The organism is Streptomyces sp. NPDC060209 (genome assembly GCF_042728155.1).
GTDB lineage: Bacteria > Actinomycetota > Actinomycetes > Streptomycetales > Streptomycetaceae > Streptomyces.
Genome location: NZ_JBHWZS010000017.1, coordinates 15462 through 40440 on the forward strand (window position 1 = coordinate 15462; position 24979 = coordinate 40440).

Below are 24979 nucleotides of genomic sequence, written 5' to 3' on the forward strand. Positions count from 1 at the left end.
CCTGGTGAGCGGAAGTCCGCGCGACGGTCCACGGCCGGCCGCACCGCGCCGGATCGCCGTACTTCATGCCGCTGAGTAGAGGGCCCCTGGTGATTGCGGCCCATGGACTTGGTGCCACGGGTGCGCCGCTCCACATGAGGCGGCCTCGGACCGATCAGTCGTCCGGCGTTCCCGAACTCGCCTACGTCGATGGAGAGGAGGCGGGAATCGGCCTCGCTATCGGGTGTGGTGGTTCGGCGACAGGATGTCGTGGGCCCGGTGTCCCAGTACGAAGTCGTCGTCGCGGTCGATCCATTGGCGACGCAGGACGGACAGGGCGATCAAGGTGTTGAGGCCGTTGAGACCGGGGAGTGCGCCGAGGTCGTCGGTGACGAATCTGGACAGGTGGTCCTCGTCGGTGAACACGCCGTGGTGGAGGATCGAGGCCGGACCGGCGGTCATGACGGTGAACCGAGCGCAGGAGTGCTCACCGAGTGAGGTCAGCACGGCGGGGATATGCCGCGGCTGGACGTCGAGGGTGAACAGCGCGGTGATCGGGAACCCGAGGACGGCCGGTTCGATCTCCACCCGAGGGTGGACAGCACCTGATTCCAGGAGCGACTGGATCGTCCGGTAGGCGGTGGACCGGCTGACGTCGAGTTCGCGGGCGACCTGTGCCGCGGAGATCCGGCTGTCCTCGACCAGCAGCTGGAGCGTCCGGAACTCGATCTCGTTGAGGGGCCCGACGGTGCTGGCGGCCGCATCGGGGAGGGCGTCGGCATGCCGACGCAGCTCCTCCGTCTGCCGGGCGGTGAGCCGGTCGAGTCGCCAGGTGAACGCTTCGCGGGCGGAGCGCAGTACCAGGTGCGACTGGATGGACGCGATGCCGGGGATCTCGGGCAGCGTCCGGGTCAGCAGGCGGCGCGTGTCCGTGCCGGGCAGGGGATAGAGAGTGCAGTAGATGTCCGAGTCGCCGGTGGTGGTGATGAGCGACTGGGCCTGCGGCACCTTCTGAATGGCCGCCGCGACGTCGGCCGTGGCGCCCGGCCGGCACTTGATCCACACCACGTAGGGATTGCCGGTGGTGAGGATCGACCAGTGCACGGTGCCGATGAAGCGCAGGAGCCCGAGCTGCTGCAGCCGCTGGATGCGCCGCCCCGCCGTGCTGGCCGAGGTGCCCAGGATGTCGGCGACCGTATTCAGCGGCGTTCGGGGCGCGATCTGCAGCGCAGCCACCAGGTCGAGGTCCGCGTCGTCGAGCCCGTGCTCCATCTCTTGCATGCACATAGCCTACACAGAACGATTCTGTCGTTTGGCATTTAATGCTTGACACAAAGAATCATCACGCTGTCTGATGGCGAGCCATATCGCCACTGATCAGCAGCGGGAGGCTCTCATGACCGAGGTGACGACGAAACGACGGCGCTCGCCGACGACGGTGATCCTGCGTGTGCTGGACTTCGTGGACCGGGCGGGGAACAAACTTCCGCACCCGTTCTGGCTGTTCGTGATCCTGAGCGGGCTGATAGTGGCGGCGAGCTGGCTGCTCGCCACGCTCGATGTCTCGGTGGTCTCACCTGCCGACGGCAAGGTCATCGGGGTCAAGAGCATCGTGTCCGACGCCGGCGTGAAGATGGTCCTCGGCGACCTGATCACGAACTTCGTGAACTTCCCGCCGCTGGGGCTGATCGTCGTGGTCATGCTCGGCGTCGCGATCGCGGACGGCACGGGTCTGCTCCCCGCGCTGATGCGCGCCGCGCTCGCCCGGGTCCCGGCGAAAATGGTGACCTTCGCCGTGGCACTGACCAGCATGTTCTCCCACGTGGCCGGAGATGCCGCGTTCGTGGTGATGATCCCGCTCGGCATGATCGCGTTCCGCGCGGTGGGCCGCAGCCCGGTCATCGGCGCCGTCGTGTCGTACGTGGCCGTGGGCGGCGCGAGCAGCGTCAGCCCGGTGATCGAAGGATCCGACGCGATCTTCGCCGGCCTGACCACCTCGGCGGCGCACACCATCGACCCGTCCTACTCGGTCACCCCGGTGTCGAACTGGTACTTCTCCGCAGCGTCCTGCCTGTTGCTCGCGGTCGTGATCACGTTCGTCACCGAAGCCGTCGTCGCGCGCCGGGTCGCCGCGATGAACGCCACCGAGCCGGAGCTGACCGACGTCGACGAGCTGCCCGACATGACCCTGTCCGCCGACGAGCGCAAGGGTGTACGCCGGGCAATCGCCGCCGGAGCGCTGTACGTGGCCGCAGTGGCCCTCGCGATGCTGCCCGCCGGCTCGCCCCTGCGCGGCGACGGCGGCTCCATCGTGGAATCGCCGCTCCTCGACAACGTCGCCGTGGTGCTCATGGTGTTCTTCATGGTCATCGGCATCGTGTACGGGCTGACCGTGCGCACCATCACCGCCGCGCAGGACATCCCGGACCTGATGGGACGAGGGCTGCGCGAACTGGTCCCGGTCCTCGTGCTGTTCTTCGCGGTCTCGCAGTTCCTCGGCTACTTCAAGTGGACCAACCTCGGACAGGTCATCGCGATCACCGGCGCCCGGGTGCTCGACTCGCTCGGCGCGCAACCTGTCGTGATCTTCGTCGGCGCGGTGCTGCTGATCAGTCTGCTCAACCTGTTCCTCACCAGCGGCTCGGCGATGTGGTCCCTGGTCGCACCGGTCCTGGTGCCGATGCTGATGCTGCTGAGCATCCGGCCGGAGACCACCCAGGCGCTGTTCCGTATCGCAGACGCGCCCACCAACAGTCTCAGCCCGATGAGCCCGTACTTCGTCATCGCGCTGGGGTTCATCCGCCGCTACCGGCCGTCCGCGGGGATCGGCACGTTGATGTCCCTGGTCCTGCCGCTGGCCGCGGTCAACCTCGTCGTATGGCTGGCGATGTTCCTCGCCTGGTACGCCCTGGGCATACCGCTCGGCCCCGGCGTCCCCGTCCGATAGATCCCTCACCCACACACAGATTGGCGCACCCGATGCCCGCGAAGCCGTTGTCCGCCTGGACCCGAACCCACCTCGACGACCTTCTCGCCGATCTGTCGGCGCTCGTCGGCCTCGAGTCACCCAGCACCGACAAGGCGTTGCTGGACACCGCCGCCGCCTCGATCAGGTCCTGGGTCGAGGACCGGCTCGGCCCGCCGGCCGAATGGATCCGCCACGAGCAGGCGGAGCACGGTGATGTGCTGACGGCGACCTATCCCGGCACCCCGGGGAAGCCGGTGCTCCTGATCTGCCACTACGACACGGTGTGGCCGGCGGGCACGCTGGCCGAGTGGCCCTTCACCGTGGAGAGCGGGACGGCCAGGGGGCCGGGTGTCTACGACATGAAGGCCGGGCTCGTCACGGGAGTCTGGGCACTGCGGGCCCTGCGCGCCCTTGGGCTGCCGCATCCGACTGTCACGTTCGTGTTCACCGGTGACGAGGAGCTCGGCAGCCCGAAGTCGCGATCCCTCATCGAAGACGCGGCTCGCGACTGTGCGGCGGCGCTGGTACTCGAACCGGGAATCGGCTGGGACGCCAAGACCGAGCGCAAGGGCGTAGGCACCTTCAACATCACCACCACCGGCATCGAGTCCCACGCGGGCAACGACCCCGCGGCCGGCGCCAGCGCGGTCCACGCGCTCGCCGAGCTGGTCACCCGGCTCGTCGCGGCGGCGGACCCCGATGCCGGGACCACGATCAACATCGGCACCTTCGACGGCGGCACCGCCCGTAACGTCGTCGCGGGCCGAGCGCACTGCCTTGTCGACGTCCGCATCAGCAGGCAGGACGAAGCCGACCGCGTCGACGAGGTCCTGGCCGCGCTCCGGCCCAGCGATCCGCGCGTCGAGGTGCAGGTCGGCGGGGAGTGGAACCGCCCGGCGATGCGCCTGACCCCGGCGAGCGAGGCGCTGTTCGGCCTGGCCGACGAGGTCGCCACCGAACTGCGCGGGCCCCTCGAGCCGATCAGCGTCGGCGGTGGCAGCGACGCGAACTTCATCGCCGCGCTGGGCGTGCCGGTCCTCGACGGGCTCGGCTGCAGCGGCGCGGGCCCCCACGCGCGCCACGAGCACGTGATTGTCGACGACATCCCCGACCGGGTCGCGCTCGTGGCGGGTCTCCTGCACCGGATGGCCGCGCCAGCCGTCTGACGCCTCTCCGGACACGCGTCGAGTCCAAGGAAACCGACGGGCGCCCGCCTCCTGCCCACATCAGAACACTAGAGGCACTCCGGCAGCGCCGGGCGTTCCTCGGTGCGTACGGCGGGGAGCCAACCCGTGGCGGGCTCGGAGCCGGCCGGGAGCCGGACGCGGAACCAGCGGGTGGACCGACGGTCCTCCTCGTCGATGATGGGCTCCCCGTCGGGCACCTGGCAGTCGGCGGTGAGAACGTCGCCGTGCCACACCCTGGTCGGTACGACGTTCTCCGCGGTGTAGGGCTGCAGGGGATCGATCGCCAGACCCAAGCTGCATCGCGGGTTCCGGTCGAGCCGCTCCCGGCAGCCCCGCTCCGCGTTGTACACGCGGATCGTGCCGGGCGTCGTGGCGCCCGCACGGCCGGGCGGTGCTGCCGAGGTCGCCCGTACCGCGTCCGAGCACAGGGTCGCGCCGGCCATCCCGCACAGCGCCGTGACCAGGACGGCGGCGCGGGCCCGGCCGCGCAGCCGTCCCGCCCCCGCCCTGGGCGTCTCCTGGTGGGCGGCGATGCGGGCGAGCAGGCTCTCGGCGGTGTGGAGGGCGCGGGCCTCGTGGGTAGGGGCGAGGCAGTCGGCGGCCAGCGCGCGCCAGAACGGCGGCACCGCGTGGTCCATGCGCAGTGGCGCACGCCCCTCGCCGTACTCCTGGACCGCGGCGCCCCGCGCCACGGGCGTGGCCCCGGCGAACGGTGAACCGCCCGACGCGAACACCTCGTGGATGACGATGCCCAGCGCCCAGATGTCCGCGGTCGGCCGGACCCGCACGCCGAGTTCGCCGAGGGGCGCCCTCCAGCGCTCGGGCGGGAAGTAGTCCAGGGTGCCCATTGGAGGCGCGTATCCATGTGTCCCCGTCAGCTCGGTGGCGAGACCGAAGTCGGAGAGCTTCACGGAGCGGTCCCTGCCCAACAGGACGTTCTCCGGCTTGAGATCGGCGTGGACCCAGCCCGACCGGTGCAGATGGGCCAGTCCCTCGCAGATGCCCGCGATCAGCCGGCCGCGATCGGCCTCGGGCACCCCCGCGTCGACCTGTTCCCGCAGACTGCCGGAGGCCCGTTCCATGACCAGCACGATCGCGCCCTCCAGGGAGGGGCGGTCGGGTGCGGCGAGAACGAACGACCCCAGGAGGCCGATCAGCCGGGGATGCCCGGCCCTGCGCCCGAGTTCGACCTCGCGGCGCGCGGATTCCACGATCCGGCGTGCCTGGCGTGGCGCGAGCCGGGCGGTCGGCATGATCTTGAGCGCGACGTCGGTGGGGCCCGGAGGCGTGGCGGTCCCGCCGGTTCGGCCCGGGTGCCCATCGGCCGGTCGCGCCGCGTACACCGTGGACCAGCCCCCGGAACCGATCAGTTGGGTGACCACCCAGTTTCCGACCTGATAGCCGGGTGGGAGGAGGTCCGTCCGGTCGCATCCCGTGGTGTCCTCCAGGCCGAGCGGCGGTCTCATCGTGCGGCCTGCCGCTCCCGCCCGCCGACCCCCGCCAGGGGCGGCAACAGCGCGAGGTGTTCCTCCCGTACGAGCCCGAACCGCAGCGCCAGCCCGACGATCTCCTCCCGCTTGCCGTTGCGGCGGTCACCCTTGCCGGGCCCGTGGGCGTCCGGGACGCCGATGCGCAGCTTCTCCTCGGCGAGGTAGTCGATGTGCGAACTGACCGCCCGCGCGGTCAGCGCGCCACAGGTGAGGTGCCCCCTGAGCCGTTCGACGATCTTGGGAGTGGTGGGGACCGCCACACGCGACTGGTCGCGCAGGCGCGGTTCGCAGAGCGCGACCAGGACGAGGAAGTACGTGGCGGTCTCGTTCAGGGAGTACGCGGTGACCGTGCTGTTCCCCCAAGGGACGCCCATGGCCTCCGGGTCCAGATAGATGTGGTCGGGAGCGAACACCTGGAAGGAGATCGTGACGTCACCGCGCGTGGGCAGCACGACGCGAGCGAACTCGAACGGGATCGGCGCCCCGACGCGTCGCGGCGGAACCCTCAGGTATTCCCCAGCTCCCTCCGGGTTCTCCACGAGATAGCTGTGGGTGGTGCTGTGGTTCGTCAACTGCCAGTGGTCGTCGGTCACACGGATCTCCCCGGCGAGCCGGGAGATCGCCGGGTCGTCGAGGCGCATCTCTACGGGGATCCGCGTGGAGCCCCGTCCGAAGCGGGCGACCTCGCCGGGACCCAGACGTAACGTCACCGCGTCACCGTGCGGTTCGGCGCCGTCGGCGCCACCGCTTCCCTGCGGCAGATGGACGATCACGCCGCTCACCGCTCCCCCCGATCCACGCGTCGCTTGTCGGACCAGCGGAACGATACTCATCTCTCAGGGGAGTTCACCGGCGTACTTCGGCCACATCGCCGGAACCGGTCGACCGGGGCCGTGGATGACCTGTTCCGGACCGCGCACAGTGGGGAAAGTCACCGTGTGGGGAGGGCAGGAGCCGGCGTCGGGAGGGGCGGCGCGGACGAAGCACCGAGGCCGTTCACATGGCGGGATCCGCACGCTCCGCTCAAAGAGCGGGGCTGCCCGACACGAGGGGTGCGACCGTGCGATCGCCGAAGGCCGTCCACGGCTGCCACCCGCCGCTCGGCCGGGCCTGGACGCGGGTCCGTACCCGGCACGCGGTGGTGACGGCGAAGACGTGCAGCCGCCCGGCCGCGTCGAGCGCCGTCGTGGGCGTGGCGACGAGCCGGATGCCGGGCTCGCCGAACTCCGCACCGGGATGCGTGTCCCCGCCGGGCGCGACCTGCCAGCGGTGGCCGAGCCGGGCTCCGCCGGGCGTCAGGGAGAACGCCTCCAGTCGGCCGTCTGCGTTCACGGCGAACGCCGGGGCGGCGGCGCTCCAGCCGAACAGCGGCAGCCAGTCGTCCCAACCGCCACTCGGCACGGCCTGCCGCCGGACGAAGGTTCCCACGCCCGACGGTCCGATCGCGGCGACGGTGAGCCGGCCGCTGCCGTCCCTGGCCACCCGGGGCGCGGCGCCGGCCGCGGTGCCGAACGGGTGCCATGACGCGGTCCATGGGCCGCCGGGGGCTTCCTGCCAACGGTGGTCGATGCCCGAGCCACCGGGGGCAAGGACGAACATCTCCAACCGGCCGTCGGCGTTCGCCGCGACAACCGGTGGCGCGCCCGCAGCCCCGCCGAATCCGGGTTCCCACGGGTCCCAGACCAGGGACCCGGCCGACTTCTGCCTTCGCCGCGCGATGGAGGCGCCGCCGGGGCTCAGGGCGAAGACCTCCAGCCGGCCGTGGGCGTCGCGGGCGACGGCGGGGGCGGAACCGGCCGGGCCGCCGAACTCCTCCCAGTCGTGCCAGCCGCCGTCCGGCCGCTGTACCCGGTGGTGCAGGTTGGCACCGTCCGGGGCGAGCGAGAACACCTCGAGCCTGCCGTCGGTGGTGCGTCCGAGCGTGGGAACCGCGCCGGCCGGCCCTCCGAAGGGCTCCCACTCCGACCAGCTGTCCGTGTGCGGGTCGATCTGTACGCGCCGCAGCATCGCGCGGTCGGTGGAGTCGAGCGCGAACACCGTCAGGCGGCCGTCCACGTCGAGGCCCGCCACCGGGTTGTCGGGACTCTGCCACGGCGGTGGCGTGTCCCGCCATGAAAGGGGCGCCACGTACAGCCCGTTCCGGAACCAGCCCGCGGCGCAGGCGTACCAGTTCTCCCCGTCGCGGAACACCTCCACGGCGTGACCGGGCACGTGCCCCGCGTATCCGGCGAGCTCGAAGCGGAACGGGTCCCGCGACGCGAGGACGTCGGTGCCCTCGTAGCCGTTGCGCGGACCGATGAACAGGTAGTACCAGCCGTCCCGTTCGACGACGCACGGAGACTCGGTGACCGAGACGGTCGCATCCGTGCTCGCGTCGGTGAACGCCACGCCCGGCTCGCCCCAGTGGCGCAGATCGGCGGAACGCCGGTAGTTGACGACATGGTGGCCGCCCGGACCGGAGAGTTCGGTGTAGTACATGACCCACTCGCCGCTGACCCGCAGCACCATCGGGTCGCGCGCCGCGAGTCCTCGGAACAGCGGGCCGGACGGCTCGCGGGTCCAGGTGAACAGGTCGGTCGACGTGGCGAGGTTGATCGCCGCGCCATTCGCACCGCCCGCGGCGTAGAACATCCAGAACCTGCCGCCGGCCTCGATGACATGCGGCGCCCACAGGTGTTCCTCACCGAAATAGGACGGGTCGACGGTGAGCGCGTCGGGATGGCCGGCCCACGGCCCGTGCGGGCTCGGCGCGGAGGCGTGGGCGAACGAGATCTCTGCCGCACTGTCCGGAGACTCGCCGCGCGGAGCACTGTTCCCGACGATGCCGAACAGGTGCCAGCGGCCCTGGGCCTCGATCAGTGTGTGGTCGTTGAGATAGCGCGGGCCCGCGGAGGTGGACGGGTCGTAGACGTACGAGAAGGGTCCCGCGCCGACCTGGTGAGGGGGCGGGGCGTCCTCGGAGGGCGCGGCGGCGACGGCCGGGCCGGCGCCCAGGAACGGGAGGGCGCCGGCGCCGGCCGCACCGCGCAGCAGGCTCCGTCTGCTGATCGGAAGCATGATTTCCTTCAGGGGGTCAGTCGACTGCGGGGCCGGCGGAGTTGTTGAGCCAGATCCAGTCGGACCAGGTGGCGAAGCCGGTCTGCCATTTGTGGAAGGTACCGGCGTGGCTGGTGCCGAAGACCTCGATGCGGCCGTCGGCGTTGGTGGCTGCGACGACCTCGGTGCCGCCGGTACCGAAGGGCGCCCAGTCGCCGTAGGGGGCGTTCACGGCCGTCTGCCAGATGTGCATGGCGGTGGTGCCGTTCATGGCGAAGACCTCTACGCGGCCGTCGGGGGTGCGCTCGCTGGTGAGCTGTGAGCCGGCGGGGCCGCCCTTGGGTTCCCATTCGGACCAACTCGTGGCACCTGTTTGGTACTTGTGGAAGACGCCGACCGGGCCGGAGGCGAAGACCTCCAGACGGCCGTCGGCGTTGTGGTCGACCGTCAGGTCGTGGCCGCCTTCGCCGAATCCGGCCCACGAGGACCAGCCGCCGTTGGGGGCGGTCTGGTACCGGTGCTGGAAGGTGGTGCCGTTGAGAGCGAAGACCTCCAGGCGTCCGTCGGGTGCCTTCTCCATCTCCACCCGGCTGTCAGCGGGGCCGCCGTCCGTGGACTCCCATCCTGACCAGCCGCCGTTCGGGTCGACTTGATACCGGTGGAAGAGCCCGGCCGGACCTGACGCGTACACCTCGATGCGGCCGTCGGCGTTGACACCGGCCGCGGTGTCCCGGCCGCCACCGCCGAAGGTCTCCCATCCCGACCAGTCGCCGGACGGGCTCAGCTGCCAGCGGTGCTCGAACGTGTTCCCGTTGATGGCGAGCAGTTCCAGGCGGCCGTCGGCGTTCGGCGCGATGGCGAGTTCGGCGTTGCCGGGCCCGCCTAGCGATTCCCACTCCGACCAGTCGCCGTTGGCATTCTGCTGCCAGGCGTGGTGGATGCCATCGGCTCCGGCGGCGAACAGCTCCAGCCGCCCGTCCGCCGACCGTGCCGACACGACCCGGCCCGACTCCGCCGGATACACCAGCGGTTGGGGCCGCGGGCCGCTGCCCGGGGTGCAGGGCAGCACCACGCCGCGCTCCGCGAGGTGGACCTCGGGGTCGACACCGTAGGAGGTGGACCGGTCTCCCCAGATCCGCAGATGGAGATGGGGGCCGGTGGACTGCCCCTCGGAGCCCATCAGGGCGATCTGCTGGCCGGCCACGACGCGGTCGCCGACGGCGACGTCCCGCCGGATCATGTGCCCGTACTCGGAGATCCTCCCGTCGGGATGCAGGACCCGGATCCACTGGCCGTAGCCGCTGTCGTACCCGGAGATGGTCACCTCGCCATCGCCCACGGCGTGGATCGGCGTGCCGACGGCGTTGGCGATGTCGACGCCGTTGTGGCCGCTGTGGAAGTGCTGGGACACGAAGCCGGCGGCCGGGCAGGCCGCGGCGGCGGCAGCGGCGGTCCGGGCGGCTGCGGCCGGAGTCGCGGGTAGCAGCGTGGGCAGTAGCAGTGCGGCTGTCGACGCGAGAACGAAGGTCATTGCGCGTCGGGAAAGCCCTGGAAGCAGTCGGAAAAGCCCAGGAAGCACGAGTCCTCCTCCCCTTGGCAGTCTCGGGGTGAGTGGGATGGACGGTCGGGGCCGTGCGGACGGGCGGTACGGAAGCTAGCAACAGTGCGGGCCCGGGAGACCCCGGAAGGTTACGGACTGACAGGTGGGCGCACGTCGGCTAAGGGCTGTCCCGCAATGCCCGGTGGATCAGCGCGGCGTCGGATGCGGTGCATCGCAAGGCGGAGGGGCGTCCTCATGGTCCCCGGACGAGAGGCCCTGGGGTCTCTCGTTCGGATCATGCTGGGCTCGTGTGCCCTGGTGCCGCGCCTCGCCGCGTTGTTGTCGGTCGGCATGGCTCCGCCATGACTCCCTCCTCCGCCTTGCGACGCACGGCACCGGACCCCGCTCCCTGATCCAGCCTGGTCCGAACGAAAGGCCCTAGGTGATCGCGGGGCCGGAATCGTTCAGCCAGGCCCATTCCGACCAGGTGGCGAAGCCGGTCTGCCACCGGTGATAGACGCCGGCGTGGCTGGTGCCGAACACCTCGATGCGACCGTCGGCGTTGTTGCTCGCTCCGATTGACGTACCGCCGCCACCGAAGTTCTCCCACTCCGAGAACGCCGCGTTCGGGGCCGCCTGCCAGGCATGGCTCGCGGTGGTGGCGTTGATCGCGAACACCTCGACCCGTCCGTCGATCGACCGGGACGTGGCCAGCTCAGCGTCGGGGATCCCGCCGGTGCCGGTCCACGCCGACCACGAGGTCGGGCTGGTCTGCCAGCGGTGGAACACCCCGTCGGCGTTGGAGGCGAACACCTCGAGCCTGCCGTCCTGGTTGTGGCTGGCGGTGACGGCGCGTCCTCCGGTGCCGAAGTTCTCCCAGGTGGACCACCCGCCGTTGACGCCGTTCTGGTACAGGTGCTCGAATGTCGAGTCGGACAGTGCGAAGACCTCGAGTCGCCCGTCAGGCGCGTTCTCCATGGCGAGTCGCGCGTTGGCCGGGCCTCCGTGGGTGCCTTCCCAGCCGGCCCAACCGCCGCTGGGCGCGGTCTGCCAGCGGTGGAACACTCCGTCGGAGTTGGAGGCGAACACCTCGATCCGGCCGTCGGCGTTGTTGCCCGCCGCCAGCCGGTACCCTCCGGTGCCGAAGTTCTCCCAGGCGGACCACCCCGCACTGGGCCCGGTCTGCCACATGTGATCGAGCGTGCTGTCCGACAGCGCGAACAGCTCCATCCGTCCGTCCGCGTTGGACGCCACCGCCAGCTGGGCATTGCGGGGACCGCCCGCGAACCGCCATGGCGACCAGTCGCCGTTCACCGCGGTCTGCCAGGCGTGATACACCCCGTCGGCACCGGCGGCGAAGGCCTCGAGGCGTCCGTCCGCGGAGCGCCCGGACACGACTCTGCCGGAGGCGTAGGGGTGCTTGGGGCCGACGCTCGTACCGGACCACAACGCGTTGGCGATCAGTGTGGCGTCACCCGCCTCGATTCCGTACAGGTACCGCAGGTCCTCTCTCGGCTGCTGCACACGCCAGCACACGTCGCCGATCGGCGCGTCGTTCCACGAGCCGCCCGGATACAGCTGTTCCATCGCGTCGAGGAAGGCGTTGGTGGCGTAGGCCGGGTTCAGGCGCTGCTCCCGGGTGCCCCACCAGTCCTGCTGCTGGAACAGCCCGATGCTGGTGTGGTCGACGGCCTCGGAGTAGTTGTTCATGCTGGTTTCCACGATGATCGTCGCGATGGCGATCGCCGCGGCTCTCGGGTTGAGCCCCCGGTCCTTCACCGCCTGCGTGACCATCCGTGCGCAGGACACCTTGTACGCGTTCAGGTAGCCGGCCATCTTCGCGTTGAGCTGCGGGTTGAGCTGGTCGGCCATGACGCCGTCGGTCGCCGACGGACCGGCCGGATCACATGGCGCGGTCGGAATGGCCAGGCCTTCCGGGCCGCTGAAGTACCGGGAGACACCGGACCGGTCGTCGCCCGGCCCCGGCCCCGGCCCGGGAACAGGTTCGGGCCGGGCGACGGCGACCGAGGCGGTCATTCCGATGACCAACGCCCAGAGGCCGGCCACCAGGGCCAGTCTCGTGAATGCGCGGTGTAAGCCGCTTCTTGCCATGGTGTGCCTTTCCGTCGTGAACTCAGGTCGCTAGCGGCCCGACAGTAGAAAGCCTTGATGAAATGCCGATGGAATCGGCCCGGCCGCGCGTTTCATCGGGATGTCATCGGCCGCTGCCAATCTCGTGGGACGTAGGCAGACCACATGCGGAGGATCGAATGCGAGCGAAGAGGATGACGGCCGCGTCGGCCGGACTTCTGCTGACGGCAGGGCTTTCGGTGATGCAGGCGTCCACGGCGCAGGCGTCCACGGCGGAAGCGGCAGCGGCTCCGTGCGAGGGCACTTACACGATCGTCGTCGGCGGCACGGGAAGCTCCTGGAACAACGACGGCTTCACCGGCAACATCCAGCAGCACGTCGGGTACCCCACCCAGATTCCCAACGGCGCGAGCGCCCGGGCAGGCGTCAATGAGCTGAACAGGCTGGTCCGCGACCAACGTGCCGTGTGCCCGGGCCAGCACGTCAAGATGGGCGGGTACTCCTTGGGCGCCGCGGTGGTGCATACCTGGGTCACCGAGAACTGGCAGACCTTCGGCAACGTCAACGCCGTTCTGATCGCGGATCCCAAGCGACAGGGCGGCCCGGGCGCCAGCGGGGGATCGGTGCCGTTCGGCGGGATCATCGGCGCTCCGCTCGCCGGAGCCGACACGTTCTTCGGCAACGTGCCGGTCAAGACGATCTGCCACTGGGACTACGTCTGCGACGAGTCCGCCGGCATCTGGACGTACCCGGCCAACCACGTCAACAACTACCCCAACGACTTCAACATGGATCACCACAACGACGGCGCCAACGAGACGTGGTACAACGGCGCCTGGTATCCCGCCTCCTGGTGATCAGGCGCCGGTGACGGACCCGGCCAAGGGGAGGATCCCGGGGCCGGCTTCGTCACCGCGCAGAATCAGCTGGCGCGTCCGCCGCAGCATCCGGCTCGGAGAAACCCCGAGGTCATCGGCGAGACGGCGGCGGGCGCGCTCGAACACGGTCAGTGCGTCGGCCTGGCGTCCGTTCCGGTAGAGCGCGCGCATCAGCATCACGGCCAGCGGCTCGTTGAGGGGGTACGCCGCCGACAGGGCGAACAGCTCGGCGATCGCCTCGGCGTCCTGGCCGAGGCGCAGCTGCCAGGTCAACTTCTTCTGTGCGATGGCGATCCTGTGCTCGGTGAGCCGCAGCCGCTCCAGTTCGGCGAGCGGCCCCGGCAGACCGGCCAGCGGTTCCTCGCGGAACAGCTCCAGGGCCCGGGAACAGAGGCGGACCGTCTCGAACGGTTCGCCGGCCCGATCGGCCTTCCCGATGCCGGTGGCCAGTTCCTCCAGGCGTGCCACGTCCACATCGACCGCACCGGGGACCAACCGGTATCCACGGGGTCCGCGCTCGATGACCGGGTCCGGACCGCCTCCGGCGCGCAGAGCCTTGCGCAACCGGTAGATGTACACCGGCACCACGTTCGCGACGGGTGACTCCGTCCCCCATACGTCATCGAGGAGTTCCTGCTGACTGAGGGGCCGCCCCGCGCCCAGAGCCAGGGCCGCCAGGACGGCTTGCTGGCGCAGATGTCCCAGGTTCAGGGGCCGTCCGTCCCGCCATGCCTGCAGCGGCCCGAGCAGGGAGATCCGTACCTTCGGTCCCGCCGCTCGCACGGCGCCGGTCCGTGGGACCGGTCCCACCGACCGTGTGCGGGGGCCACGTCCGGGGACGACCAGACCGCAGTCGAAGGCGTGGACGATGGCGGCGGCCCGGTCGCGCAGGCCGAGCTTCACCAGGATCCGCGCGAGGTGCTCGGCCACGGCGTCCTCGGGGATGGCGAGGGCAGCGGCGATCTCGTCGTCCCGCAGGCCGCAGCCGACCGCGGAGAGCAGCCGGCGCTCCTGAAGTCTGAGCACGGTGGCGGTAGGACGGAAGGTGGTGACGGTCGTCGGCATCGCTGCTCCCCGGGCTCCGTACGGGTCGGTCTTGCGGGCGCCGTCGACAAGGTAGTGGGGGGAGCGTCGGACAGGGCATCCGGAACGATCCGGAGTGACACACGCACCCGCCTGTTTTTTTCGGGCGCCCGTCCGCCGGTGGCGGGCCTGGAGTGTCCGCGCTGTGGGTGAGTGTGAGAGCGCGTGGGACGACGCCGTATCCGGCCCGACCAGGGGAGTGACTGCCCGTGCCGCCGACCTCGCACGTGGAGTGGGCTTTCGGAGAACCCGCCGGGTGTGGCGTGGAATGCACGTGCTCGGTGACCTCGCCGCGCCTCCACTCGTATGGCCCCGATAGCCCCGGTCGACCGCTTGATCGCCCCTGGGCGGGGTAGCGAACTGGCATGGCCACTGACAACACATCCACTGCTGCGAGCGGTTACGTGCAGCCCGAGGTCGACGTCCGTGCACTGACCGAGGTGCTCGACGGTGAGTACGCCGAGATCCGCGACCTCGTCCGAACCAACCTGGTGACGTATGCCTCCGTACTCGAGGAGGCCGACGAACTCGGTGTCGACGCGTTTCGCGAACGGGTGCGTGAGCTCGTGGTCGAGATGGCTGCGACGGGCCAGACCGGCATGGGTTTCCCGAGCGAGTACGGCGGGGGTGGTGACATCGGAGCCTCGATCGCCGCGTTCGAGACGCTTGCCTTCGGCGACCTGTCGGTGCTGGTGAAGGTCGGCGTGCAGTTCGGACTCTTCGGCGGCGCGATCCTGCATCTGGGCACCGAACGCCACCACGACGCCCATCTGCCGGACCTGATCACCGGCCGGTTGATGGGATGCTTCGCGATGACCGAGACCGGGCACGGCTCCAACGTCCAGGCGCTCGGCACCCGCGCGAAATACGATCCCGCACGCCAGGAATTCGTCATCACCACACACGGCGAGCAGGCGCGCAAGGACTACATCGGCAACGCGGCGCGCCACGCCGAGCTGGCGGTCGTGTTCGCCCAGCTCGAGGTGGGCGGGAAGTCCGAGGGTGTGCACGCGTTCGTCGTGCCGGTCCGGGTCGCCGGCGAGGTGGCGCCGGGCGTCCGGATCGAGGACGACGGCCGCAAGATGGGCCTCAACGGTGTGGACAACGGCCGCATCTGGTTCGACGGCGTGCGGGTGCCGCGCGAGGCGCTGCTCAACCGGTTCGCCGATGTCACCACCGAAGGCGTCTACGAGAGCTCGATCGAGAACCCCGACCGACGCTTCTTCACCATGCTCGGCACGCTGGTGCAGGGCCGGGTCAGCGTCGGTGGCGCCGGGGTCAATGCCGCCAAGGTCGCCCTCGTGATCGCCACGAAGTACGCCGTGCGGCGCCGGCAGTTCGAGGCGGCCTCGGACGCAGAGGAGCAACTGCTCCTCGACTACGGTCTGCACCAGCGTCGTCTGCTGCCGCTCATCGCGCGTACGTATGCGTTGCACTTCGCTCAGGACGTCGTGCGCACGCAACTGCACGAAGTCTTCTCCGGCATCAAGGACGACGCGCAAGCGCGGCGCCAGCTGGAGTCACGGGCCGCCGGCACCAAGGCGCTCGGTACCTGGCACGCCACCCGGGTCGTCCAGGAGTGCCGCGAGGCGTGCGGCGGCGCCGGCTATCTCGCCGTCAACCGGTTCGCCGCCCTCAAGGCCGACAGCGACATCTTCACCACCTTCGAGGGCGACAACCACGTCCTGATGCAGCTCGTGGCCAAGGGCCTGCTCACCCACTACGCGAGCGAGTTCGAGGACCTGGACCAGCTCGGCATGGTCCGCTACGTCACCAACCTCGCCGTCGAGACGGTCATAGAGAAGACTTCGGTCCACAAGTTGCTCGAACGGGTACGTGACCTGCTGCCCGGCGGCGACGAGTGGGACCAGGAAGCCGGCCTGTTCGACTCTGAATACCAGCTGGCCATGCTCCGCTACCGCGAGGAGCACATGCTCGCCGGCGTGGCCCGTCGGCTCAAGCGCGGGATCGACCAGAAGCGCAATCCCGGCGTCGTCTTCTCACAGGTGCAGGACCACGTCATCGCGGTCGCTCACGCACACGTCGAGCGGCTGGTGCTGGAGGCGTTCGTCGACAAGGTGCGTGCGCTGCCGGAGAGCGGCAACAAGGTCGCGCTGGGCTTGCTGTGCGACCTGTTCGCCCTGTCGACGATCGAGGCGGACCGGGCGTGGTTCATGGAGCACGGACGGCTGACCGTCCAGCGTTCCAAGGCGATCAGCCGCGAGGTGAACGATCTCTGCCGCAAGGTCCGGCCCCTCGCGGTCGACCTCGTCGATGCCTGGGGCATCCCGCCCGAGATGCTGCGCGCGCCCGACCTGGTCGGCTGATCCGGGGGCAGGATTCGCCAACTGCGCCCACCGCCAATCGGTTTGCCGTCGGCCGGACGGGTCGGATAGGAATCCTGCATGCCAAGAGGCCGCAAGGTCGGGCTCAGGGCCCGGCACGAGGACGACATCCAGATCCTGCAGACCGAGCTCTACGACGACGTGGCCAACTACTCCCGGTCCGAAGTCCGGCCGTGGCGGCCGATCACGCCCGGCTCGAAGGACTCGCGGTTCGTGGTGGACGACACGGAGCAACGGCACGTGCCGTTCTCCGTGGTGGAGCTGGACGGCGGCACACTGGTCGGCACCGCGACGCTGTGGGACATCGACAACCACAACCGGTCCGCGCACATCGGGCTGGGGCTGGAGGGCGTGCTGCGCTCCTCGGCCTGGGTGATGGGCGAGTTCCTGGACGACGTGTTGCTCGGACTCCTCGTCCAGGACTGGAAGCCGGGCTCGGAGGGCTGAGAGGGCATTTCGTCCCGTTGTTTCATCCCGGTCTGCGCTCTTGTTGCCTGGCGGCGTCCGGCGGCGCGACTCAGCCGGCCGGCGGCAGGACGATGCAGGTGGTCGTGGCGTGGGCAATGAGTTTGCCGCGTTCGTCGAGGACCTTGCCTTCGGCGGTGGCGGTGGTCCGTCCGGCGTGGATGACGGTGCCGGTGGCGGTGAGGGTCTGGCCGTCGGTGCGGGCTGCGCGGATGTAGTTGACCTTGAGTTCGAGGGTGGTGTAGCCGACACCGGCGGGCAGGGTGGTGTGGACGGCGCAGCCCATGACGGAGTCGAGGAGGGTGGCGGCGATACCGCCGTGGACGGTGCCGAGGGGGTTGGCGAAGTCGGGGCGGGTGTTCAGGGACATGACGGTGCGGCCGTGCTCGACCTCGTCGAAGCGCATGCCGATCAGGCGGCGTATGGAGGGAACGTCGTCGCTGTCCGTGCTCTGTACCCAGCGCAGCAGTTCCAGACCGGTCATGGCGGCGAGGTCGGTGGTGGTCATGCGTTCTCCTTGATGAGGCGGTACGGGGGCGCGGTGGAGGTCAGCCCAGCGGGTTGGTGGTGTCCCGAAGGGCGGTCAGGGCTGGGGCGTACATGCGGGCCTTGATCGTGCCGAGGGTGTCGCCCGCCTTCGCCGTATGGGTTCGGGCGATCTCCAGAGCGGTGGTACGGACGGCGTCCTCGGTGACGGCATGGTCGACGATGCGGGCGGTCTCGGCGTCGGTGCCTCCGTAGCGGCGGCCGGTGAGCATGGCCTCGTGGGCGGTCTGCGGGTGCAGACGGGCCTGCATGAGGGCGGCCATGCCGGGGGTGAAGGGGACGTTGATGTCGACTTCGGGCAGGCACCAGAAGCCGCGGTCGGCACGCATGATCCGGAAGTCGTGGGCGAGGGTGAACATGGCTCCGGCGGCGAAGGCGTGGCCCTGCACCGCGGCCACGGTGATCATGGGCAGCGACAGCAGCCGGGCGAAGAGCTGCTGGACGGCGGCGATGTAGCCCTGGTACTGCTCGGCGTGGGTGGAGAGCCAGTCCAGGTCCAGGCCGTTGGAGTAGAACTTGCCGCCGGCCGCGGTGACGAGGGCGCGCGGCCCGTCGGCTTTCTCCACCTCGTTCAGGGCCGCGTCGACCGCGGCTGTCCAGTCGGGGTTGAAGCGGTTCTCGCCGTCGCCGAGGTCGAGGACGAACACGTTGTCCTGGCGGTCGAGCGTGGGCATGGCGGCTCCTTGGGGCAGTACGGGGACAACCGGTCAGCTGCTGTGCGGAGTTCAGGAGTCCGAGGCGGTGGCCTTCGGCGCTTCGGTCTGCGGCAGGGTGGTCAGGATGTGGGAGAGCAGGTCGTGGATCTCTGCGGCGACGGCTTCCAAAGGGCCGGTGCTCCGCTGGGCCCGGCACATGACAATCGCGCCTTCCTCGGCGGCCACGACGAGGGCGGCCAGGCGGCGGGCGCGCTCCTCAGGCAGGCCATGGCGGCGGAGCATGGCGGTGAAGGCGTCCTGCCAGTCGGCGAAGACCGCGCCCGCCTTCCGGGCCAGGTGCGGGGCGTCGTCGTTGGTCTCCACGGCGACCGCCACGATCGGGCATCCGGCCCGGAAACGGCTTTCGATCAGCCGGTCGCGCCATGGAGCAAAGAACGCGTCGATGGCCTCGACCGGGTCGTCGGCCTGCATCGCCGAGTGGATCACTCCGGCCATGAAGTCGCCGGCCAGCGCGACGGCCTCTTCGATCAGCTGGGTTCGGCCTCCGGGGAAATGGTGGTAGACGGAGCCGCGTGGGGCGCCGCTGTGGGCGAGCACCCGGTCGATGCTGGTCGCGCTCGCCCCGTACTCGCGCAGCAGGGCGGCCGTGCTGCGCAGCATCTTTTCGCGGGTGTCGCTCTTGCGGGGACTCATGATGCTGCCTCCTGTTCACATGTCGCGATCCAGCAATCGGGCCATGGGTGGGCCTCTTTCCGGTGGCGCAGATGTGCGGGGTGCCTGCTGTTGGCATGTCCGCGGTACCTAATTTATGGTCTATGGCATAGAGCATGCAAGGGTGGCTGGTCCGCACGACGGACCGCAGTGTGCGAGCCCCCTCCACGCGGCGCCTGATCCACTCATCTACCTGCCGCGGTGTGACCACGGTTTCCGCGCGAGGATCCCCGGACCTTGATCCCCCGATCCGGAACGAGCGGCGCATCCGCCCCGGACGCCGTGTCATGGAACTGGGCGGCCAGTTCATCGACACAGCCGACTCCTACGGCCCCGCGTCAGCGAAGAGGTCATCCGGGAGGCGAGCCGGCCGGGACAGGATCAGTCGAATTGCATGGTCTCGGCGGCACCCGTCTGCGCGTACATGTCGTTGACGATCTTCTGGGCCAGGGCGCGGTGCTCGGAGGGGACCTCGATGCGCACCCACAGCAGGAAGGCTTGCTTGGTGCCTTCGCTCTTGTTCTGCCAGGCCCAGAACCGTTTCATGGCCATGCGGTAGCGGCTGTCGCCGACGAAGTCGGTCGCGTAGTACGTCCGTTCGTTGCGCTCCGTCCAGGTGGTGGCGGCTTGGTGGGGGGCGGTGCGCATGAATTCGGCCGTCCGCTCGTCGGTGCAGTTCTCCCCGCACCGCAGGCTGCGGATCTCCAGACGCAGCTCGGGGAGCAAGCCCGCCTTGACGTGGTCGGGCGCCGCCGTACACGTGTACGTACTTGGGTCGTCGCGGTCGGTGTCGCCGGAGCGGCAGTTCATGTGTTTGGGCGCGCGGAAGATGAAGTCGGCGAGGTGCAGTTGCCAGAGATAGGAGCGCTCGTCTCCCTGCCAGGTCGCGCCGTAGACCGAACCCGCCGCCCGCCGGTTGTAGAACACGAAGCGGTGGTCCTTGGCGGGGAGGGCCGACTGCGGGGGGACGGAGGCGAGAGGCCGGTCTACGGCCGGCTTGGTGGTACCCCCGACGTCCGGCTTCGGATCCCGCTCGCGGGGCCGGGTCCCGGCGATGTCCGCCCGGCGGAGCGCCTGGCGGGCCAGGATCTGGGCGATCTCCGCGGCGCGTTCGAAGGAGGCGAATTCCTCGGTGTAGTCGAGCTGCATCAGGGCGTTGCCGATCCGTACGCCGACCCTGGCCGTCGCCCTCGGCCTCTCGACGCGGCCCGTCGGGTCGGACCAACCGGACCAGACGGCCAGGTACGCCTCGTGGCCCAGGCCGCTGAGATCCCGGTGGAAGCCGCCGGCCGACGCGACACTCTCCGCGGCGTTGGTCGCCTGGCCGCGTAGCTCCACGTAGTGGATCCGGGCCTTCTCGGGCCCGCTGAAGACGAAGCCGTCGCCGGCGACCAGGATCCGGCTGATGTCGATGGACACGTTGCGGCTGAACGGGGCCTGCTCGCCCGCCGAGCACGACGCGCCGTCGGCGGCGCCCAGTTGGGCGGGGTCCTTCATCAGCCGGGCCAGGTCCGCCGGGTCGAGGAGTGCGCAGGCGGCGGGCAGCGAGCGGACCGGCCCCGGCAGGCGCTCGGCGACCACCGCACCGGAGCCCACCACGAGTTGCCCGCCCGAGGCCGCGAGGACGAGCATCATGGCCACAGCCCGGCGAACCCGCCCGGGGGCAGTCCGGGGCTGCGCGAGCACCTCGGCCGGCACGCCGCGGGCGAGACGGTCCCGCAGCTCGATGTGCCGGAACCGGTAGACGCCGCCGGCCTGCCGCAGCACCCCGCGGGCGTGCGCGTCCTCCAGGAACGGCAGGAGGTGCCAGGGAAGCCGGCCGGTGGCCCAGAAGTACAGGCGGGCCATGGTGAACCCGCCCCACGCTGAGGAACCGAAGGAGAACAGCAGCCAGAACACCGGCATCGCCACGGCCATCAACGCCCAGTCGCGATGGGTGACGACGTCCCCACCACCTCCCATGAATTGCCAGGCGAGCAGCATCACGGACGGCAGGAGGAGGACGTACCGCAGCGGTGTCACTTCGTTGTCCGGGCGGAGGGGGGCGAACCAGCCCAGGGTGAGCACGCCTCGTCGGTCCGCCCGTAGCAGGGCGGCCGGGGTGTCGGCCAGGGCCGGATCGGCGCTGCGCCACACGCGCCCCAGGACCCGGCGCCCGTACCACCACCCCACCACGCCATAGACGTAGGGCAGGGGGAACAACCACCAGCCGCCCCAGTGGAAGCCGGCCGTCCCCGCGGCGGCGATCGCCAAGGCGGCCAGGACAGCCCGAGCCCGGTCCGGCCACTTGGCGAGCGCGTCCCGGATGTCTTCGCGGCCGGGCCGGTGCAGCCTGCGCGGCGGCTCCTGCCGCCCGGCGGTCCGAACGGCCGCCTCCGCGACGAGAACCAGCCCGCAGAGCATCGCGTACGCGCCGGGCAGAGACGGCAGCGGCAGCCACTGTCGCCACCACGGCAGGCCGAAGGTGAGGCCCGCGACCGACAGCGGGCCGACGAGGAGCGCCGGCACCAGGACGAGCACGGCGACGAACCGGGGCAGGGTCTCGTCCAGGCGCCACCAGGCGAGGTCCTGTTCGTTCGCCGCCTTCATCCGGGCGGCGAGGAAACCGACCCAGGTGCGCGCCTGCTGGGGCGACCAGCCGCCGTGCGCCGCCTGTATGTCGTGCGAGGAGCTGTAGACGGCGTCCAGGAACGCGTCGTACAGGTGGCGCTCGATGTCGGCGCGGGACCCGAACGCGTCCGGCTCCAGCAGCTCCGACGGGTGGGCGGTGGTGTGGGCGTACGCGACCCGGGCCAGACCCACCATCAACGGAACGCTCAACACCTGGCGCAGCCGCCGCACTTCGGGCGGTGCGGCGGATGAGCGGTCGGCGAGCCGGTCCAGGACCGGTGTCCAGCGGGTGTGGGCCTGACCGGGGCCGAGGTACGCCCGTACGGTCGCGTCGCCGAGTGGGCTCAGGCGGATCTCGGTGCGCTCGAAGTCCACCTCGTCGGGAACGTGTTCGCGATACTCGGGCTCGCGGCTGGCCAGCACGAACGGTCGGCGGCCGCGCATGGTCTGGCTGATCTGGTGGAGGGCGGCGGCCCGCCGGTCCTCGGGGAGTTCGTCGAAGCCGTCGAGTACGGGCAGGACCCGGCCGGTGAGGAGGAGGTGGAAGGCGACGTCCGCGGCAGGCGCTTCGGGCACGGGGGTGCATGCCTCCGGGTGCGCGTCGGCGAGCTGGTCCGCCATCCAGCGCAACAGTCCTTGGTCCGGGTCCCAGGAGGCCAAGGACACGACCGTCGGCACCGGGTCACCGGAGCCCTTGGCGCGGCGGTGCAGCAAGGCGTGGGCGAGGCGCAGGACGAGCACGGACTTGCCGGCCCCGGCACCACCGAGGACGACCAGGCGGCGGGCGGGGGTGGCGGTGTAGTAGTCGGCGATTTCGGGCGCGGCGGGGTGTGCCGACGGGTGCTGTTCCTCGGCGTCGGCCCCCTCCTGTTCCTCCCCTGCGGCTCCTTCCTCCTCCGCCTCCGGGGTCGTCCAGGCGACGTCCAGCGGGTAGGGGTCGTTGATCCTCGTCAGGCGTTCGTCCTCGTCGTAGCGGACAGCCAGGCCCTCCGCGAGAGCCTCGGCGGCGCGGGCGAGGTTGCGCTTGGTGCGCCAGGCGGCCAGGCGTCGACGGGCCCGCTCCCTGCGCACCCGGGACCACACGGCCCATCCGACGGCGCCCACGAGGAGCGACCAACCGCCAGTCACCGGCCCCGGGTCGAGCCCCGCGGGCAGCGGGAGCTCGGGGCGGGCAAGGAGCAGGAACACCCCGAGCAGAACGACGGCGGACGGCAGGACCACCGTGCCGAGGCCGCGGTCGGGGCCGCGACCGAGACCGAGGCCGCCGGCACCGTGCACCGCGGGGAGGTCGTGATCCACGTGAAGGGAGACGTTCTCAATGACCTGCGCAAAGACGACGTTCTGCTGGGTTCCCCCCGAGATTTCCTGGTGTAAGCCGTCGCCGCCGGCCGCCCGGCTTCCCCCGCCGCCCGCCACGCCCGTCCCCTCCCCTCGCCTTCGCTTCCCCGGTCAGCCCAGGTCGATGGAACCGTGGACGTCGCGGGTGAAGACGACGTTGTGCTGGGTGCCTCCCGAAATCTCCTGGTGCTGGGTGCCCCCGCCGGCCGGCGCGGTGGACAACTGCTCCGCCTCCCGCCGCCACAGGGTGAGGGCCTCGGCGAACGCCGGGTCCTGGCGGGCGCGCAGGGCGAGGCCCTCGGCCAGCCGGGCGGCGCGCTGCTCGTCGGAGGCGTCCTCGTCCAGGGCCACGACCAGCTCGCCCACCGCCGGCTCGCCGTCGCCCTGTGTGTCGTCGCTCTGTGCGGCGTCGGGCTGCCGGGCGGGGGACCGCTGCGCGAGGGCACGCAGCCGTTCCCAGAGGTTCTGTCCGGCGGCCCCGGCGGTCCCGCTCGCCAGGGCCATGAGAAGGTCCGCTGCCACGGGTTCCACGCGTCTCCCTTTCCGACGACCTCAGGGAGTACGACTCTAAGCCCCAACTGAGCAGCAGCGCACGCCACTTGTGCCCAGCGGTTGCCTGAGCTGAACAGGAAACCCATCCCCCGTCCTGCGGGAACCACCGGGAAAGTACTGCCGGATCAAAGGGACTGAGATCCGAACCGGACACGATCAGCGGACCGCTGCGATCTCGGCCCCGTAGACGCCCAGTCGGACGTTCATGACTGGTACGCGTCGTGGTACCCGCGCAGCCGGAGGGCGCGGATGGCGGGCAGCCCGACCAGGGTGTACTCGAAAGCGCCGAGGTGGGGTCGCAGTGGGTACCAGGGGCGCGGCGGCAATGGGTAGTCGTCGCGCAGGACGCCCTCCGGGAGAACGCCGACGGCGGGCACCGGCGAGGTCTCGCCCGGGTGGGCGAGGTACGCCCAGACTCCGCTGTCCAGCGGCACCACAGCCGCCTCGTCGCCGGGCGGCCGCCAGGGCTCACCCGTGAGGGGGTGGCGAGGGACGAGGAGGACATCAGGACGGGGCCGAGACGGGCGCATCCCCGGACCGGCCAGCCCCACGGAGTGGGCATCCGGCCCAGCGGGGAGGCAGAGCCCGACGGCATGGCTGAGCAGCTCTGCGACGGGGCCGGCGGGCAGGGCCACCGGGCGGTTCCCGGTGGCCACCACCAGGTGGGCCATCGCGACCCCAACCGCCGCCTCCCACCGGCGGCTCCACGACCCATCGGGTTCGACAGGCGGGACGCGGTGCTCGGCGCGCTTCAGCTCGCCCCAGTCAGGAGGCGGCCCGGCCGAAAGCCCCAAGGGGCGGCGTACGGTCGCGTCGGGCTCCAGCCATACCGTCTGCCACACTCCGCAGTCGTCCATGCGCGTAGCCACGGGATGCCCGCACCCCTCGCACGCCGAATTGGGGCCGGCCCGGCCGTCCACACCTCGGCAGTAGCCCTCGCACTTCTCGAAAATCAGGACCATGGACCGGGAGTCGCCAGGGGCGATCACGATCCGGTTCCGCGCCCCGAAGGAGACGGAGTGCACCGGCGCGTACACGCCCTGCCGGGCAGCCGCCTCCTCTCCGACTTCCTCCCACAACCGCCAGGGCGGTCCGGTGGGCCGGGGGTCGACGGCGTACGTCGCGGGTTCCATCAGTGAAGGATGGAGTTCCTCCCAGCCTCCGTGATGGGTGTGGACCGGGAGGGCGACTCGGGACATCGGTGCCGTCAGCTCGGTGCCGCACCCGGCACACGCGAACACGTCCAAACAAGCTCTCCCTCACCCCGGTTCCCCGGGAATTGTGCCTCGCCCACGGCGGAGGGCCCAGCGAATATTCAAGGGGTAGGGCCGGTGGGCCGCGCCTACGTCGCCACGTCGAGCCGCCGCCGTCCGCGTTACGTGTCGCGCACCGCAGCGGCCCGAAGAAGAGGCGCTGACCACGAGATTCGTGAGGGTGTCCACCCCTTCGAGAAGCCCGACAGGGGCCTCGACGAGGTGATGGGCGGTAGGTGTTGCACCGACGC

18 protein-coding genes are annotated in these 24979 nt (G+C 70.6%); 5 read left to right on the forward strand and 13 right to left on the reverse strand.

The genetic code is table 11. The annotated features are described in order from the left end of the window. Window positions 1–216: 216 nt before the first annotated feature. The gene (locus ACFWFI_RS05770; protein ID WP_387385922.1) at window positions 217–1260 is read right to left on the reverse strand and encodes an Lrp/AsnC family transcriptional regulator; all 1044 of its coding nucleotides are present in this window, start codon (window positions 1258–1260) and stop codon (window positions 217–219) included. 115 nt (window positions 1261–1375) lie between these two features. Between ACFWFI_RS05770 and ACFWFI_RS05775 the strand changes: the two genes are divergently transcribed. Both ACFWFI_RS05775 and ACFWFI_RS05780 read left to right on the forward strand, forming a co-directional pair. After that, window positions 1376–2926, forward strand: a complete 1551-nt coding sequence (locus tag ACFWFI_RS05775; protein WP_387385924.1) for an AbgT family transporter — start codon at window positions 1376–1378, stop codon at window positions 2924–2926. A gap of 32 nt (window positions 2927–2958) precedes the next feature. Further along, on the forward strand, window positions 2959–4113 hold the full coding sequence (locus ACFWFI_RS05780) for a M20 family metallopeptidase (RefSeq protein WP_387385926.1): 1155 nt from the start codon (window positions 2959–2961) through the stop codon (window positions 4111–4113). A 68-nt stretch (window positions 4114–4181) separates the two neighbouring features. On the opposite strand, the gene ACFWFI_RS05785 is transcribed toward ACFWFI_RS05780, so the two are convergent. The 5 genes from ACFWFI_RS05785 to ACFWFI_RS05805 all read right to left on the reverse strand — a co-directional run bounded on the left by ACFWFI_RS05785 (window position 4182) and on the right by ACFWFI_RS05805 (window position 12312). After that, window positions 4182–5600: a serine/threonine-protein kinase gene (locus tag ACFWFI_RS05785; RefSeq protein WP_387385928.1), complete on the reverse strand. Its 1419-nt coding sequence runs from the start codon at window positions 5598–5600 to the stop codon at window positions 4182–4184. Further along, window positions 5597–6406 carry an FHA domain-containing protein gene (locus ACFWFI_RS05790; RefSeq protein ID WP_387385930.1) on the reverse strand — a complete coding sequence of 270 codons (810 nt, stop codon included), beginning with the start codon at window positions 6404–6406 and terminating at the stop codon, window positions 5597–5599. The genes ACFWFI_RS05785 and ACFWFI_RS05790 overlap by 4 nt, the downstream gene beginning before the upstream one ends. A gap of 241 nt (window positions 6407–6647) precedes the next feature. Continuing rightward, window positions 6648–8681, reverse strand: coding sequence for a family 43 glycosylhydrolase (locus ACFWFI_RS05795; protein WP_387385933.1), 2034 nt, complete (start codon window positions 8679–8681; stop codon window positions 6648–6650). A gap of 16 nt (window positions 8682–8697) precedes the next feature. Next, window positions 8698–10218: a peptidoglycan DD-metalloendopeptidase family protein gene (locus ACFWFI_RS05800; RefSeq protein WP_387385993.1), complete on the reverse strand. Its 1521-nt coding sequence runs from the start codon at window positions 10216–10218 to the stop codon at window positions 8698–8700. Window positions 10219–10638: 420 nt separating this feature from the next. Then, window positions 10639–12312: a PLL family lectin gene (locus ACFWFI_RS05805; protein WP_387385935.1), complete on the reverse strand. Its 1674-nt coding sequence runs from the start codon at window positions 12310–12312 to the stop codon at window positions 10639–10641. Window positions 12313–12470: 158 nt separating this feature from the next. Here ACFWFI_RS05805 and ACFWFI_RS05810 point away from each other — a divergent pair, with 158 nt between their 5' ends. Next, on the forward strand, window positions 12471–13148 hold the full coding sequence (locus tag ACFWFI_RS05810; protein WP_387385938.1) for a cutinase family protein: 678 nt from the start codon (window positions 12471–12473) through the stop codon (window positions 13146–13148). On the opposite strand, the gene ACFWFI_RS05815 is transcribed toward ACFWFI_RS05810, so the two are convergent. Further along, window positions 13149–14234, reverse strand: a complete 1086-nt coding sequence (locus ACFWFI_RS05815; protein ID WP_387385940.1) for a BTAD domain-containing putative transcriptional regulator — start codon at window positions 14232–14234, stop codon at window positions 13149–13151. Between the two features lie 383 nt (window positions 14235–14617). Between ACFWFI_RS05815 and ACFWFI_RS05820 the strand changes: the two genes are divergently transcribed. Then, on the forward strand, window positions 14618–16579 hold the full coding sequence (locus ACFWFI_RS05820; RefSeq protein WP_387385943.1) for an acyl-CoA dehydrogenase family protein: 1962 nt from the start codon (window positions 14618–14620) through the stop codon (window positions 16577–16579). A gap of 78 nt (window positions 16580–16657) precedes the next feature. Beyond that, window positions 16658–17044 carry a GNAT family N-acetyltransferase gene (locus tag ACFWFI_RS05825; RefSeq protein ID WP_387385946.1) on the forward strand — a complete coding sequence of 129 codons (387 nt, stop codon included), beginning with the start codon at window positions 16658–16660 and terminating at the stop codon, window positions 17042–17044. Window positions 17045–17114: 70 nt separating this feature from the next. Here the strand turns inward: ACFWFI_RS05825 and ACFWFI_RS05830 are convergent, their stop codons facing one another. The 6 genes from ACFWFI_RS05830 to ACFWFI_RS05855 form a co-directional block, all read right to left on the reverse strand. Then, complete coding sequence (locus ACFWFI_RS05830) at window positions 17115–17570, reverse strand: PaaI family thioesterase (RefSeq protein ID WP_387385948.1); 456 nt, start codon at window positions 17568–17570, stop codon at window positions 17115–17117. A 40-nt stretch (window positions 17571–17610) separates the two neighbouring features. Further along, entirely contained in the window at window positions 17611–18282 is a 672-nt protein-coding gene (locus tag ACFWFI_RS05835) for an enoyl-CoA hydratase-related protein (protein WP_387385951.1), read from the reverse strand. Between the two features lie 51 nt (window positions 18283–18333). After that, window positions 18334–18957 carry a TetR/AcrR family transcriptional regulator gene (locus ACFWFI_RS05840; RefSeq protein ID WP_387385953.1) on the reverse strand — a complete coding sequence of 208 codons (624 nt, stop codon included), beginning with the start codon at window positions 18955–18957 and terminating at the stop codon, window positions 18334–18336. A 399-nt stretch (window positions 18958–19356) separates the two neighbouring features. Further along, window positions 19357–22884, reverse strand: a complete 3528-nt coding sequence (locus tag ACFWFI_RS05845; protein ID WP_387385955.1) for an NACHT domain-containing protein — start codon at window positions 22882–22884, stop codon at window positions 19357–19359. Between the two features lie 150 nt (window positions 22885–23034). Continuing rightward, window positions 23035–23454 carry a hypothetical protein gene (locus ACFWFI_RS05850; RefSeq protein ID WP_387385957.1) on the reverse strand — a complete coding sequence of 140 codons (420 nt, stop codon included), beginning with the start codon at window positions 23452–23454 and terminating at the stop codon, window positions 23035–23037. A 224-nt stretch (window positions 23455–23678) separates the two neighbouring features. Next, window positions 23679–24608 carry a hypothetical protein gene (locus ACFWFI_RS05855; RefSeq protein WP_387385959.1) on the reverse strand — a complete coding sequence of 310 codons (930 nt, stop codon included), beginning with the start codon at window positions 24606–24608 and terminating at the stop codon, window positions 23679–23681. Between the last annotated feature and the right edge of the window lie 371 nt (window positions 24609–24979).

Coding starts and splice junctions, on each gene's coding strand:
- ACFWFI_RS05770 (WP_387385922.1), bottom strand. CDS start 1,260: ATGCAAGAGATGGAGCACGGGCTCGACGACGCGGACCTCGACCTGGTG.
- ACFWFI_RS05775 (WP_387385924.1), top strand. CDS start 1,376: ATGACCGAGGTGACGACGAAACGACGGCGCTCGCCGACGACGGTGATC.
- ACFWFI_RS05780 (WP_387385926.1), top strand. CDS start 2,959: ATGCCCGCGAAGCCGTTGTCCGCCTGGACCCGAACCCACCTCGACGAC.
- ACFWFI_RS05785 (WP_387385928.1), bottom strand. CDS start 5,600: ATGAGACCGCCGCTCGGCCTGGAGGACACCACGGGATGCGACCGGACG.
- ACFWFI_RS05795 (WP_387385933.1), bottom strand. CDS start 8,681: ATGCTTCCGATCAGCAGACGGAGCCTGCTGCGCGGTGCGGCCGGCGCC.
- ACFWFI_RS05805 (WP_387385935.1), bottom strand. CDS start 12,312: ATGGCAAGAAGCGGCTTACACCGCGCATTCACGAGACTGGCCCTGGTG.
- ACFWFI_RS05810 (WP_387385938.1), top strand. CDS start 12,471: ATGCGAGCGAAGAGGATGACGGCCGCGTCGGCCGGACTTCTGCTGACG.
- ACFWFI_RS05815 (WP_387385940.1), bottom strand. CDS start 14,234: ATGCCGACGACCGTCACCACCTTCCGTCCTACCGCCACCGTGCTCAGA.
- ACFWFI_RS05820 (WP_387385943.1), top strand. CDS start 14,618: ATGGCCACTGACAACACATCCACTGCTGCGAGCGGTTACGTGCAGCCC.
- ACFWFI_RS05825 (WP_387385946.1), top strand. CDS start 16,658: ATGCCAAGAGGCCGCAAGGTCGGGCTCAGGGCCCGGCACGAGGACGAC.
- ACFWFI_RS05830 (WP_387385948.1), bottom strand. CDS start 17,570: ATGACCACCACCGACCTCGCCGCCATGACCGGTCTGGAACTGCTGCGC.
- ACFWFI_RS05835 (WP_387385951.1), bottom strand. CDS start 18,282: ATGCCCACGCTCGACCGCCAGGACAACGTGTTCGTCCTCGACCTCGGC.
- ACFWFI_RS05840 (WP_387385953.1), bottom strand. CDS start 18,957: ATGAGTCCCCGCAAGAGCGACACCCGCGAAAAGATGCTGCGCAGCACG.
- ACFWFI_RS05855 (WP_387385959.1), bottom strand. CDS start 24,608: ATGGAACCCGCGACGTACGCCGTCGACCCCCGGCCCACCGGACCGCCC.